Below are 13770 nucleotides of genomic sequence, written 5' to 3' on the forward strand. Positions count from 1 at the left end.
GGAAATATCATAAATTAAACGTCAAAGCCATAGTGCTGCACTCCAAAAGTTAGAGTTAAAATCTAACTTTTGGGGTGTCTTTTTATGGCTAAATATAGTGGGAATTTCATATATATTTACTAGAAAAGAGCACAATTTAACTTCACAAGGCTTTTTTTATGTATGTTTTAGTTATTTCATCGATGCTGGTCTACAAGGATTTGATTTCCGTCTGGATCTTCAATGAAAAAATGTGCTGGTCCATTCGTTGCTTCATCTGCTTCATTCTGAAAGTTTATTCCTTCCGCCTTAAGCTGTTTTTGAATGTCCCGAATATCTGTAAACGCTTCAAGGTTTTCAGCATTTTCATTCCAGCCTGGATTAAAGGTTAGGATGTTTTTATCAAACATTCCTTGAAATAACCCAATAATGCAATTTCCATTTTTCAAAACCAGCCAATTTTGAGTTATGTCACCACCAAATGATTGAAACCCTAGTTTTTCATAGAAGGACTTAGATACAGCAATGTCTTTTACGTTTAAGCTTACAGAAAATGCACCTAGTTTCATTTGTTCTTCTCCTCTTTTTAAAAAATTTGGAAAAAACTTTATCTTATTTTACTATAAAACAGTGCTTGAAAACCAGCGACTATCGAAGTTAGCAGATGTAGGAGGAATGATTAATGGAGTCGTCTCAATGGCTTCAAGGAGGTCCTTTCCTTGAAGTCAGTTTCTTGTTGGAAATTAAAAAAGAAAAGAAGCAAACGATACAAGATATAATAAATGAATTATCTAAGCTGTCAGTTAAGGTGGACATTGTAGATCAAAATATAGATGAAATAATTAATGCTTTTGAAAGTGGTTATGCCTTTAATGAAGAAGACCCACAATTGGTAAAATTACACTCATTAAGATTAAATTTATATGTGTATTTATCAAGGAAACGAAAGTCAATATTACAAATAGACCAGGTTTCATCAAATGCGCTTTTGGTTAATTTTTGGTTTTATGGAGCTGAATATGATGCACCAGAATGGGATCAAATAGGTATAAAAAAAGAGGAGTATCCATGCTTTACAGAATTCCTTCAAAGTTTGTATTTACAATATGATTTTAAAATGGGGGGCATTGCATTTGAACAAGATGTACTTGAGTTATTTAGGGTTGACGAAGCATACCCTAACGAATGCTATCGTTATGAGAACTTGTCTCCTTATAATTTTCCTAAAGAGCCATCTGGTTTTATCAAGATAATTTGGAATGTTAAATGAGAAAAAAGGCTGATAAGAGATGGAACAGAAGCAGTCAGCCTGGGCCTGAATTGAGCGGCTAACGGACTGTCCAGCAACATCTTTATCTTGAAAATTAACTTAACGATTATTAGGGAATATCTAGCTTATTCTGAAACTAAAACCCTTGTTGAACGTATTTATTAATACCAAAATTGCTTTATAAGGGGGAACATAATGAATCGGAAAATGCCTGCTTTATCGTTAGTTTTTTTACTGATTATATCCGGCTGCAGCAGTAGTTCCGATGCTTTTACTTTCACTGGCGAGTCAGACAATTGGACTGCAGAATTAAAGGTTACGCAAACAACCGATGATAATGAAAAACAGCATATGACCCTCCAGTATAAGGGAGAGAATGCAAAAAATATGGAGGAATTTTCGTATACAGTAGAAACAAACGCAGGTGGATTTAGTGCTGGTGATGTAGTACTGGGAGAAAATGGTGTTTATGAAGATACTGCTGAAGCTAATACGACAAACACCAAAGTTAATAAAAATTCCGAGGTAAAAGTGATTGTTGAATGGGATAATCACACGGAAAACATGATTTTAAAGAAAGAATAGTCTTATGGATAACATTTTGTTAGGATACAAGCTGAACAACAGCTTGTATCCTTTTTGTGTAATCATTTCTACATTTTGTTATCCTTATATCGCACTAAATCCTTCGCCAAAGACATCTCTGACATCATGAATCGTAATAAAAGCTTCGTTATCTATTTGTTTAATAATCTTCTTTAATTTAATAATCTCTTGATTGCTAATCACTATATACAGAACTTCTTTATTTTCTTTCGTGTAATATCCATGTCCAGAAATGACGGTAATCCCGCGCTCCATTCTAGTGCTAACCTCATAAGCTATAGCATTAGAATGAGCAGAAATGATAGTAACTGCTTTTTGCCGGTTAGCTCCTTCAATAATGAATTCCATCGTTTTCGTTCCCACATAAAGCATGACAACCGTAAGCATAACCCCTTCGATACCAATAATAAAATAGGAGAAGAACACGACTATTAAATCTAAAATTAATAAGCTATAGCTTACACTCCAGCCTAAATATTTGTTGATGATTTTCGCTAGTATAGTAGTACCAGCAGTAGTGCCTCCCACTCTGATGATTAAGCCAAGACCTACACCAGTAAGCACACCACCAAACAGAGCATGGACCATAATTTCCCCAGTAGGAATAGACCATGATTCAGTCATATGTAAAAACAATGAATTAAAACAAACAGCAATAATAGTATAAATAGCAGTCTGTTTACTGAAGAATTTCAGTCCAACTGCGATTATGACAGCATTTAACAAGAAACTTACAATACTGGGTGACCAATTAAATAAATAATAACTAATAATCGTAAGCCCAGTTACCCCACCTTCTCCTAAATCATTTGGGATGACAAATACATTTACTGCGATAGCAAAAAGAAGTGCTCCTAGCGCAAGGAAAAGGATATCTATTAAGTATTTCTTCATGACGTTTCTCCTTATCTATATAGTTAAAATTATATTGTAAGAGTAAATTATACCAGACGAAGAGGAGGAATCTAATCATTATAGGAAAAAATAATCCAGGTATAAAGAGTTTGGTTATAAAACTATTTGACAATGAGGATGAAAAATAAAAACTATGTTATTGATCTAAATGCTGATGAATACTTTATGAGTATAAGAAGTAGCTTCACTGAGTTTTTTTATCTTGCTTGCTTCAGTTTATTGGAATTGGGGGGCTAGACTCGTGGGACAAAATGATAAAATCGATGACTAGAAAACTTTTGCTAGGGGGCATTCATCCAAGAAGAACTAATGCCCCTTTTTGGCTTTGAAAATAACTTGCCAGATTAGATTTTATAGTTAAAGCGTGTTGAGTATAAGCACCACACTCTAATCATTTAGATTATGGTGAAAATACATTTTTGGTTTTGTTCAGAGCCGAGGCTGCCTTTGGCCAGCCTGTATAAAAGGCAAGATGAGTAATTAACCCGATTATATCATTTTCAGAGATGTTGTTTTCCTTTGCTAAATTGATATGAAATGGTAGTTGCTCTATATTACCTGCTGTAACTAAAGAAGAAAGTGTAATCAGACTTCTATCTCGCAAAGATAAGTCATTCCTCATCCATAAATCACCGAAAAGCACATTTTCAGTAAAATCTACAAAGGCAGGAGCTAAATCTCCTAACTCACTGCTAATATTTGATTTTATTTGGTTATTATTTAAGTGATTTTCATTTGTTATTGTAGTAGGAGAACACTGATTCATAACCATTTGTGCCTCGCCCATGCCAAAAGACCAATTTTCCAATGGAGTCTCATTAAGAATAATAAAAACATTTCCTTTAGTGACAATATTGTTTTGAAAAAGACTTTCAGTCATTGTATTGTATAAATTCTTTTTTTGTTCAATAGTTCTGCCTATTCCACAAGTGATTTGTATATACAAAAGTTTTTTTGTTCTTTTTTCATTGATTAAATAGTCGGTATTGAAATGGAACTGTTCATTTTTGTGTGAATGAAATACTTGAAAAAAATCATCAGGTGGTACATTAAATTCTTTTATTAGAGAGTTCTTGATTTGTGTACTTATAAATTGTAAATCTGTTTCACTATATTGCTCTTCGTGATAGCTAATATTAATAAATGGCATGTAATTCCCTCCTTCAAGTTTCTAATATCATTGTAATTTATCTTTCTTCATCTATATAATTGAATTAATTGATTAAACTAGTTCAATATTATTGATGAAGGAGAAAAAAATGGATTTAAAAGAACTCATCACCTTTCAAACGATACTAAGAGAAGGGACCTTTTCTAAAGCTGCAGAATCGCTCCACTATGCCCAATCAACCATTACGAATCAAATTAAAAGATTAGAAAAGGAATTAGGAATTGTTCTTTTTCATAGAGGGTGGGAAGCAGAATTAACACCTGCTGGAAAAATATTTGCTGAGGAAGTGGATGATTTAATCAACCATTGGAAATTTGTTGTTGAACAGGCAAAAGCAATACAAAAAGAAGAAGTTGGAACTATTAATATAGGAATAATCGAGTCCATAACAAATATAGTACCCCATATACTAGCACTATTTAGTAAGGAAAAGCCTAATATTGCATGCAATTTTATTGTAGGTAATACCAATTCTTTAGCAACTGCTCTGGAAAAAAACGAAGTAGACTTTGCTATATGCGCAGAAATACCTGGACAATTTCCATATATGTTTGAACCTCTATATGAGGAGCAACTAGCCTTTATCGTTTCAAAGGAACACCTTTTAGCTAAAAACAGTAGAAAACATAGTTTAAAAGAGCTCTGTGATTATCCAATAGTAACTGGAGGAAAGAACTGTATTTATCAATTAAAGTTAGAAAAAGAACTTCTAAGCATTTCTAATAAGCCCTTTTGTTATACAGTAAGTCAGTTATCGGCAATCCCGACGTTTGTTACATTAATAGATAGAGCAATAGGTGTAATTGTCTCCTCCATCCCTATTCCAGACAATTGTATTAAATTAGATGTAGAGATAAGCAATTCAGATATTACCATAGGTATCATGAGAAATATGAGAAATGATACTATTACTTCTGCGAAACAATTGCTTTTAAAATATTTAAGAAATGGTCTAAAAAAATAATACGGCGTATAAGCTTTGAAGTGCATTTTTAGATAACATGAGAAGGTTCGCTTAATCAAACGAGGGCATTGATTAATGCTTCTTTTTCAGTCACTAACTTGGCAGAATAGCTATAAGAAATTTAAAAGGAACTAAACTGTGAGTAATACGTATAAGTAGTAAAAGGAATATTCATTGTTTCCTTTTTTATCGATTGTTGGGAATTATAGTAAAGGAGTTGAAATTATCTGATGGAGTTTTTAATTAAAGGACTTTATGGTATTGGAGAAGCTATTGCAATTTTTGCTATGTCAGCTTGGAATAAGGTCAACAAAGTAGAAAATAATTAATTATTCATGTGGAAAATAACTGAAAAGCCAAAAGACTCTCTAATATGGAGAGTCTTTTGGTTTTATAGCAATTATGGAAAGAAAGTTCTTTGGTAACAAATTGATGAAGGATAGCTGAATGATAAAAAACAAATCGCAATTAGTAGGAGTTCACCAAATGGAGTAAGCGATTTTTAATTGTTGACTGAACGTTACAAAATATATATACTGTGTTTAATATTACTTTTTATGTAAGGAGACAACATGAGTAAAAGTGGAAGACCTCGTGAATTTAATAAGCCTGAGGTACTTGATGCAGCAATGAATGTTTTTTGGTTAAAAGGGTATGAAGCATGTTCCACGGAGGATTTATGCAGCAGTACAGGGCTTGGTCGAGGAAGCTTATATAATACGTTTGGAAGTAAGCATGAATTGTATGAGCAAACGCTCCAACGTTATCATGAGCACTGGATTCAGGTGCAGACAGCTATCCTGGAACGTCCTGTCCCTGTAAAAGAAAGATTGCGCGGTTTGTTGGAATGGGCCGTGGAAAAAGACTTTGAGGATTCAAGTAAAGGTTGTTTTTTAATTAATGCCACGATGGAGCGTGGTCGAACAGACACCATTGTAGAAATTTGGTCAAATCGTCATGTAGAACGTTTGGAAAGTGTTCTACATTCTGTGATTGAGGAAGGAATACAGTCCGAAGAGATTACATCTGGTAGATCAGCATTAGAGTTATCAAGAACATTTATATGCAGTTACTATGGTCTCCGAACTCTCAATGTCACTACACGAAATCGTGATATGGCGGAACAAATCGTTGAAGGTACTATGGCAAGCATCTATTAATTGAGTTTGCCATTTTTTTTGTCATATTTTTGTACTGATTGTTCAAAAATTAAGTGAAACTGCAAAAAATTCCAGAATTAAAGGAGAACTAAAAAAATGAACCAAACTATTGAAACAATCCTAAACCATGTGTCTGTTCGTTCTTTTACTGAGCAAGCTTTAACGGAGGATCAAATTAGACAATTAGTTACTGCTGCACAAGCAGCATCATCTGCAAGCTTTCAGCAAGCATATTCCATAATTGGTGTAACGGATCCAGAACTTAAACAAAAGATAGCAGAACATGCTGGAAATCAACCTTTTATATCAGAAGGTGGACATTTTTTCGTATTTTGTGCGGATGTAAATCGTCATAAACAAATGGCAGAAGAACTAGATATGGATATTTCATAGACAATCGAGGGAATAGATGCTGCCTTGGTAGGGGCTATAGATGCTACTTTAGCAGCTCAAAACTTGGTCATTGCTGCAGAATCTATGGGGTTAGGTGTTTGTTATATTGGTGGAGTTAGAGACGGAATCATAAAAATATCGGAGTTACTTGATATTCCTGAGTATGTCTTCCCCGTATTTGGGCTTGTCGTTGGCTACCCAAATGAACGAAATGATACAAAACCGAGGATTCCATTTGAAGGCATTTATCATACAAATCGTTATAACAGCGATACTAAAAAGATATTAAAACAGTATGATGAAACGACTAAATTGTACTATGCAAATCGTTCAGAAAGTAAATCAAATCGTACATGGTCTAAAACAGCAATTGGAAGCTTTGCTCGTCATCCAAGATCTTTTATGAAAGATTTCCTAAATAGGAAAGGATGGGCAAAACGTTAATGCTTTATTTCTGGTGATAAATTCCTTTTTAATAGAAGCAGTTGCCTATGGCAGCTGCTTTTTTATGTTATTAAAAGGGCAACATTCCTGTAATAAATGGATAGAACCCTTCTTGTGTCACAAACGTGGCAGATTATCTGAATAAGAACTTAATCTTAATAAGAAATTCCTTTGTCACGTTTTTGTTTGAAAAGTAAGATTCTAAAGGACATTTTATTTATCAGAAGGTTTTTCGTTGTTAGTGATGCTGAAGTACAGAGATTTTTTAAAAAAATAAAAAATTACTGTTGAAAAGTTCGAATATTCTCAAAAAATCATATGATAAGAATAAGGAGTTTTTTTATAAATTTAAAGGCGAAATATAATTATTTGGAGGTATGCAGGTGAGAGCAGCAATTTATAGAAGTTATGGTCCTCCTGAAGTAATGGGTATAAAGGATATCGAGCAACCATCCATTAAGGAACAAGACAGGGTGTTAATTCGTGTACACAGTGCATCTGTCAACACTTTAGACTATTTGTATCGAAAGGGTTATTTACTAACAAGGTTGGATAATGGACTAACAAAACCCAAAAATCCCATACTCGGCATAGATGTTGCGGGGACTATTGAGGCTGTCGGTGAAAATGTTCGCAAATTTAAGGTGGGTGATCATGTTTTTGGAAGTTGCTTCGGGTCTCATTCTGAATATGTCACTCCCCGTGAGAATTTCCTAAGTCATATGCCTAAAAATATAACATTTGAAGAAGCTGCTGCCATTCCCTGTGCTGCTCAAACTGCGTTACAGGCATTGAGAGACGTAGCACAAATAAAGACAGGGCAAAGAATTCTCATTTACGGAGCTTCAGGAGGTGTAGGGCACTTTGCTGTTCAACTCGCAAAATATTATGGAGCTGAAGTTACTGCAGTTTGTAGTACCTCCAATTTAGACTGGGTTAAGCACCTTGGGGCCAATTATGTCCTTGATTATACTAAGGAAGATTTCACTAATCATAGAAATAAATACGATGTTATTCTGGATGCTGTTGGTAAGCGAACATTTTTCAGTTGCTTACGTTCTTTAACAGAGAAAGGTTTATATATTACTGAACATCTATTTTCCCCTAAATCCCAACCATTTCAAGTGATGATAGGTTCATTTTTAGGTAACAAAAAAGCAAAGACCCATTTTACAAAACCCAATGATGGAGATTTGGATTTTTTAAGCAACATTGTGGAACAAGAAAAATTAAAACCTGTTATTGAAAAATCTTATCCTTTAGAACAGATTGTTGAGGCTCACCGGCACATTGAAAGTGGGCATACAAAGGGAAAGATTGTACTTAGAGTCAGATAGAGTATATATACATATTCGACAGTGAATTTATGTAGTGATCTCCATTTACACAAACAAGTCTAATTGTTAATTGAAGAATCTACTTAAATTAATTGGTGTGTTGATCCTAGAAGGATTAACCGCCTTTTCTTATTAAATAATTAGTTCTTTATTGAACAAACGGGGAAGCATCCTGTATAAAAATAGATTGTTAAGCGAATAGTTTGTGACGAAATTCACTTAAACAATAGGAGGCATTAATCCAAGAAGGATTAATGCTCCTTTTTGGACTTTGGCACTAACAGGGCAGCATTCCTGTAATAACTGAAAATGCGGTTTGATTGAAAAAAGACCTCTTGATAAGATAAATGTGTCCTGAGCTGGCCAGCAAAAAGGAACAAAATATCTATTTGGAGGTCTCACCATGAATTATAACCAAAATCATAAAATAGCTCAAATCACACCTAAAACCTTAGTGATTGGTATTGATATAGCTAAACATCATCATGTAGCTAGAGCTCAGGATTATCGTGGAATGGAGCTAGGTTCTACTTGTTTTTTTGATAATACTCAAGAAGGATTTAGGACATTTATTGATTGGATTAATAAAATAAAAGAGTCATGCGAAATGGAGTCTGTCATTACTGGAATGGAGCCTACAGGCCATTATTGGCTTAATTTAGCTCATATTCTAAAGGAAGAACAGATTAAGTTCGTAACGGTCAACCCTTTACACGTCAAGCACAGTAAGGAGTTAGACGATAACTCTCCAACAAAAAATGATGTAAAAGACGCAAAAGTCATTGCACAACTAGTCAAGGATGGTAGATACGCCGAACCAACGATACCACAAGGAGTTTTTGCGGAACTGAACGTAGTATAGGGATTAAGAAGATTCAAGCTTTAAAAGAAGCAGCCAATCGCTCGATTGGCATCCGACAGGGTGCCATGATGGCTAAAATGGAATTAAGAACGTTAATTCAAAAGTATGAACTCATTCAAGCCAAGTTCGAAGAGCTTGACCAAACTCTGGATACACTGCTTCAAGATATTCCAGGCGTTAATCAAATGTTAGAAATAACAGGGATTGGACGCGATACGGTGGCGGGTTTCTTCGCTGAAGTAGGCGATTTGAGTGAATACAATCATCCTCGTCAAATAACCAAATTGGCAGGACTTAGCTTAAAAGAAAATACATCAGGTAAGCATAAAGGGAGGACCAGAATAACCAAACGTGGTCGAAAGAAATTACGAGCATTGTTATTCCGGGCATCTATGATTCTAGTAGCCAAGAACAAAGCCTTTAAAGCCTTACATCATTACTACACAACGAGACCTGATAATCCGTTGAAAAAGATGCAGTCTTTAATTGCTTTGTGTAATAAGCTCATCCGTATATTCTTCTCTATTGGTAAAAAACAGTTTGTGTTTCAAGAGGAGAAGATGTTGAAGGACATCCCTCATATGCATGCATTTATCCAAGAACCAGTAGCAGCTTAATCTCTATTAAACTAAACTTTTAACAAATAGATTTGAACAGATGAACAGACAAAATCAGCATGGGATTAGTCGGCAAGTGAACTATCGTAAGGACAATGATCCTGTAGGGCAGCATGACCGACATCCACCTTATGGAAAGGTTGAACGAAGGAATGTAGGAGCGTAGACTCTGTGAGACTTGGGAGGGTAGACCCCCGTAAGAGATGTGGACATCCATTGGTGCGTACATACCTAATTATCCAACTTTTTGAAATGAACCGAAGGTTGGCTAGTTTCTTGTGCTCATTTTCTTTATAAGATGCTTATTTATGATCTTTTCACACTAACCAAATCTATAAAGTTAAACAAGTTAGATAGCAATATGGAGAAAAACTGCGTATTTAAGAGATAAGTATTTGTTTATTGAGGGAGCATTCCTGTAATAAAATTAAATAAAAAAGTATTGGTAGGGATTTAATTGGAATTTTGGAATTATAATTTAAGAAACGACCCATATAAATTACAAATCATTAATAAAAAAGATATCGAACTAGCTGAAAAAGCTTTCAATATTAAATTACCGCAGGCTTACATTGATTTACTGAAGGAACAAAATGGCGGCTGTTTAGAAAAAACTTGTTTACCGGTAAATTTTAAAAATGATTGGGCAGAAGACCATATACTTTTTGATTATTTATTAGGAATTAAGAAAGACAAAGGTATCATGGAATCTAATTATTTACTCAAAGAGTGGGGAGTTAAAGAGAAAAATCTTATTATAATCAGTGGAGATGGTCATTTTTTTGTAGCCCTTGATTATAGAACTAATGAAGAGAACCCAACAGTCGTGTACATAGATACGACAGAAGATAAGATAACTAAAATCTATGAAGATTTTTCATCAATGGTGAATAATTTATACGAAGAAGATGAAGAGAATCCTGAAGACGCAGAAGAATGGGAAGAATTAAGAAAACACCAACAAGATTCTAAAAGAAGATCCATTGAACTAATGGAAAGTGTGGATACTGATGACATAGTAGAAGGTATTCATATGCACTTTGATGCAAATGCAGGTTTTATACAAGAGAATGATGTATTCATAGAAAAACTTATCAAATTTATCCAGCATTCTAATGAGGATATACGCTTAGCTGCAGCTGAATGTTTATGGCGTTCTATTAGTAGTGGTAATATAAAAGATAACAAGTTAATTAATTTAGTACTGGATATATTCAAAAATGAAAACCATTCAGATATTAAGTATTTTTATAATGATATAATAGAAAACCAGGCAAAATAAAGGAATCAGCTGCTATTTAGTGGCTGATTTTTTTGTATTGTGTAACTAAAATATAAGAACTAAAAAGGGAAGTTTGTGAAGAAATGCACTTGAAGTAACGGGAGCGATAGTGCAATATGGAGGTATTAAAAGTAATCTAATCTTACTACGCGTAATAGGGGGAAGTAGGTGTTGAATCGACTCAGTCTTTAATTGGCACGTTATCAAAAAAAAACTCAATACCTCTCTATTGGAGACACTTAAAAGTTCACTGAACTCATTAAGCGTCTCTTTTTTACTTTTGCTACATCGAGATATACATTCATAGGGAATACTTCTTAATAGGACTTAATTTAAGCAATAGGAAATCTTTAAATTTAAGCTGCTAGAGCAATAAAATACTATACCATTGACGCACTAAAGATAAACCCTATAAAATGTATGGAAAAAAGTGACCGTTGCAACGGTCATTTTCCAGCGAATTGTTTTTTAAATTGTGTGTTAATATCAAATCAAGGAGGCAAGGAGATGAGTTCTAAAAGCAACTATGAACAAGAACTGTTACTGTTTCTTTCCAAAAATCAAGGATATGTTACATCGAAGGAACTCCTTGAAGTACTAAATGTATCTCAAAAAACGGTATATCGTTTAATAAATAAAATTAATAATGAGTACGAGGATGGCCCTTTAATCATATCTGAAAGAGGGAGAGGATATAAACTAGATTACGAAAAATTTATTAGTTCTCAAAAAAGTAATGATAATGATAAAGATAAAGAAAAGCAATTTACGCCTAGTGAGAGACGTAAACGAATTATGGAAGAATTATTGTTGTCTTCGCCCAAACCTATAAATGTTTATCATTTATTTAGTCACTATTATGTAGGAGATTCTGTGACTTTTAATGACGAGCAAATAATGAGTGAAGAGCTTAAAAAATATAATTTGGTTCTAGAGAGAAAAAATCGAACATTAGCCATACTTGGGGAAGAAGTTAATATTCGAAAAGCGATTAAAGATATTATTGAAATCTTTAATATTATCGATATTGATGATTTAAAGAGGAATCCAAAACTTAACTTCAATCAGTATGATGTGTTATTTATATTAGATCAATTAAGAAAGATTGAAGAAGATTTAAATATAACCATTCCTTACCCGTATAATGTAAACATTTTCTCACATTTATATATACTACTTAGCCGAACAAGAATAGTTCCGACTAGAATGTTCGCGGATGAGATTTCTAAAGAAGAAATGGAAAACATGGAGCGGGATATTTTGTATCCGGTTGCTAAAATGATTGTCCATAATATCGAGAAATATTTGAACAGTCCTTTGCCTGATATTGAGGTCTATTTTCTTTATCAGTATTTAGTGTCATCGAGAATGCAGGGATCTCATGCTATTACTTCCACTTTTTCATCAGAAGTGATTCAAGTAACGAAAGAGTATATGGAAGGAATGAGTATTAACTTAGGAATGGATATAGACAGTCAATCTATATTTATCGATTTAGCCAACCATATTAAACCGATGCTTAACCGGTTAGAGCATAAGATTCGGGTTAAGAACAGTTTGTTAAGTCAGATTAAGGTAACGTATGAAGAAGTATTTATGGGTGTAAAGAAGGTTTCGGAATTACTGAGTGAGAAATTCAACCTACCAGCCATAAACGAAGATGAGATTGGGTTTATCACCCTTTATTTTGCAAAGGCAATTGAAACGGGTCAACATCAACGTCCGATAAAAACACTCATTATGTGTACAACAGGAATAGGAACTTCCGAGCTTTTAAAAGCAAAGGTTTCTAAGAAATTTCCAGAGATAGAAATTGTTGATGTGGTAGCATCACGAAATACTCAAATGCTAAAAGAGAAATATGCTGATGCTGAGTTGATACTGAGTACAGTTCATATTAAGGAAGATGTACCAATTCCTTATCTCTTAGTGAGTGCGATGTTTACAATTGATGATCAGAAGAGACTTCAGGGAAAGATAGAGGAAGTTTATCATGGAAATTAATTCACTCTATCAAATTCATTTTAATTGTGAGTTACAAACAAAAGAAGAAGTACACGCTTTTATTGCTGAAATAGTAGGTCAAGATAATCCTATGTCAAGGGATGAAGTCATCCATCATTTAAATGAAAGAGAAAAAGTGGGCAGTACATTAATTGCTGAGCATATTATGTTGCCCCATATCGAAAGCGACCAATTAGAGAAAAGTCAAATTTTATTTATTCGTTTAGCAAATCCAATTGAAGCTTGGGATTGCCAAACAAAAAATATTTGTCTAGTGATTGTAATTTTACTAAAGAAAAATGAAAGCGTTAATATGAAGAAGAGAATAGCCTTATTTACTAGATCTCTTGCAGATGAGGAGTATCTAGACCGATTATTAAACAGTCATGAAAAAGAAGAATTTATAAATAAAATTATAAAATATTAGGAGGAATTATCATGAAAATAGTAGGAGTTGCAGCTTGCACAGTAGGAATTGCACACACATATATCGCACAGGAGAAATTAGAGAATGCTGGTAAGAAGGCAGGCCATGATATCCATATTGAAACACAAGGAACGATCGGGACAGAGAATGAATTGAGCCAACAACAAATTGCGGAAGCAGACATCGTTATTTTAGCAACAGATGTTAAGATTGCGGGAAGAGAACGATTCGACGGGAAAAGAATTATCCAAGTTACAACAGAAATAGCGGTTAAATCACCAAATAAATTAATTGAAAAAGCAGCAGAGGTTGTCAACCAACAGAAATAATGAAAAAAGG

General features: G+C 34.0%; 12 protein-coding genes and 2 pseudogenes. 11 read left to right on the plus strand and 3 right to left on the minus strand.

Annotated elements, in window-relative coordinates:
• Positions 1 to 176 precede the first annotated feature (176 nt).
• Positions 177 to 548: a VOC family protein gene (locus tag L8T27_RS24240; protein ID WP_233317047.1), complete on the minus strand. Its 372-nt coding sequence runs from the start codon at positions 546 to 548 to the stop codon at positions 177 to 179.
• Between the two features lie 113 nt (positions 549 to 661).
• On the opposite strand from L8T27_RS24240, the gene L8T27_RS24245 reads away from it, so the two are divergent.
• Together L8T27_RS24245 and L8T27_RS24250 are read left to right on the plus strand one after the other, a co-directional pair.
• The gene (locus L8T27_RS24245; protein ID WP_237943458.1) at positions 662 to 1249 is read left to right on the plus strand and encodes a hypothetical protein; all 588 of its coding nucleotides are present in this window, start codon (positions 662 to 664) and stop codon (positions 1247 to 1249) included.
• A gap of 195 nt (positions 1250 to 1444) precedes the next feature.
• The gene (locus L8T27_RS24250) at positions 1445 to 1834 is read left to right on the plus strand and encodes a hypothetical protein (protein ID WP_237943460.1); all 390 of its coding nucleotides are present in this window, start codon (positions 1445 to 1447) and stop codon (positions 1832 to 1834) included.
• Between the two features lie 84 nt (positions 1835 to 1918).
• On the opposite strand, the gene L8T27_RS24255 is transcribed toward L8T27_RS24250, so the two are convergent.
• Together L8T27_RS24255 and L8T27_RS28875 are read right to left on the minus strand one after the other, a co-directional pair.
• On the minus strand, positions 1919 to 2749 hold the full coding sequence (locus L8T27_RS24255; protein WP_233317050.1) for a YitT family protein: 831 nt from the start codon (positions 2747 to 2749) through the stop codon (positions 1919 to 1921).
• Between the two features lie 421 nt (positions 2750 to 3170).
• A complete protein-coding gene (locus tag L8T27_RS28875; protein WP_349238813.1) occupies positions 3171 to 3920 on the minus strand; it encodes a tautomerase family protein in 750 nt (249 codons plus the stop codon).
• A 109-nt stretch (positions 3921 to 4029) separates the two neighbouring features.
• Between L8T27_RS28875 and L8T27_RS24270 the strand changes: the two genes are divergently transcribed.
• The 9 genes and pseudogenes from L8T27_RS24270 to L8T27_RS24310 all read left to right on the plus strand — a co-directional run bounded on the left by L8T27_RS24270 (position 4030) and on the right by L8T27_RS24310 (position 13760).
• Positions 4030 to 4905: a LysR family transcriptional regulator gene (locus tag L8T27_RS24270; RefSeq protein ID WP_233317051.1), complete on the plus strand. Its 876-nt coding sequence runs from the start codon at positions 4030 to 4032 to the stop codon at positions 4903 to 4905.
• A gap of 572 nt (positions 4906 to 5477) precedes the next feature.
• Complete coding sequence (locus L8T27_RS24275) at positions 5478 to 6065, plus strand: TetR/AcrR family transcriptional regulator (protein WP_237943462.1); 588 nt, start codon at positions 5478 to 5480, stop codon at positions 6063 to 6065.
• Between the two features lie 96 nt (positions 6066 to 6161).
• Positions 6162 to 6902: pseudogene (nfsA, locus tag L8T27_RS24280) on the plus strand (oxygen-insensitive NADPH nitroreductase).
• A 383-nt stretch (positions 6903 to 7285) separates the two neighbouring features.
• Complete coding sequence (locus tag L8T27_RS24285; protein ID WP_237943464.1) at positions 7286 to 8239, plus strand: NAD(P)-dependent alcohol dehydrogenase; 954 nt, start codon at positions 7286 to 7288, stop codon at positions 8237 to 8239.
• A 403-nt stretch (positions 8240 to 8642) separates the two neighbouring features.
• Positions 8643 to 9718: pseudogene (locus L8T27_RS24290) on the plus strand (IS110 family transposase).
• A 457-nt stretch (positions 9719 to 10175) separates the two neighbouring features.
• Positions 10176 to 11000 (plus strand): SMI1/KNR4 family protein, encoded by an 825-nt coding sequence (locus L8T27_RS24295; RefSeq protein WP_237943466.1) that lies wholly within the window; start codon positions 10176 to 10178, stop codon positions 10998 to 11000.
• Between the two features lie 507 nt (positions 11001 to 11507).
• Positions 11508 to 13004 (plus strand): BglG family transcription antiterminator, encoded by a 1497-nt coding sequence (locus L8T27_RS24300; RefSeq protein WP_237943468.1) that lies wholly within the window; start codon positions 11508 to 11510, stop codon positions 13002 to 13004.
• Positions 12994 to 13431 (plus strand): PTS sugar transporter subunit IIA, encoded by a 438-nt coding sequence (locus L8T27_RS24305; protein ID WP_237943470.1) that lies wholly within the window; start codon positions 12994 to 12996, stop codon positions 13429 to 13431. The genes L8T27_RS24300 and L8T27_RS24305 overlap by 11 nt, the downstream gene beginning before the upstream one ends.
• 11 nt (positions 13432 to 13442) lie before the next feature.
• The gene (locus L8T27_RS24310; protein WP_237943472.1) at positions 13443 to 13760 is read left to right on the plus strand and encodes a PTS fructose transporter subunit IIB; all 318 of its coding nucleotides are present in this window, start codon (positions 13443 to 13445) and stop codon (positions 13758 to 13760) included.
• Positions 13761 to 13770: the final 10 nt, after the last annotated feature.

Origin of the sequence: Niallia sp. Man26 (assembly GCF_022049065.2) — a bacterium.
Classification (GTDB): domain Bacteria; phylum Bacillota; class Bacilli; order Bacillales; family Cytobacillaceae; genus Niallia.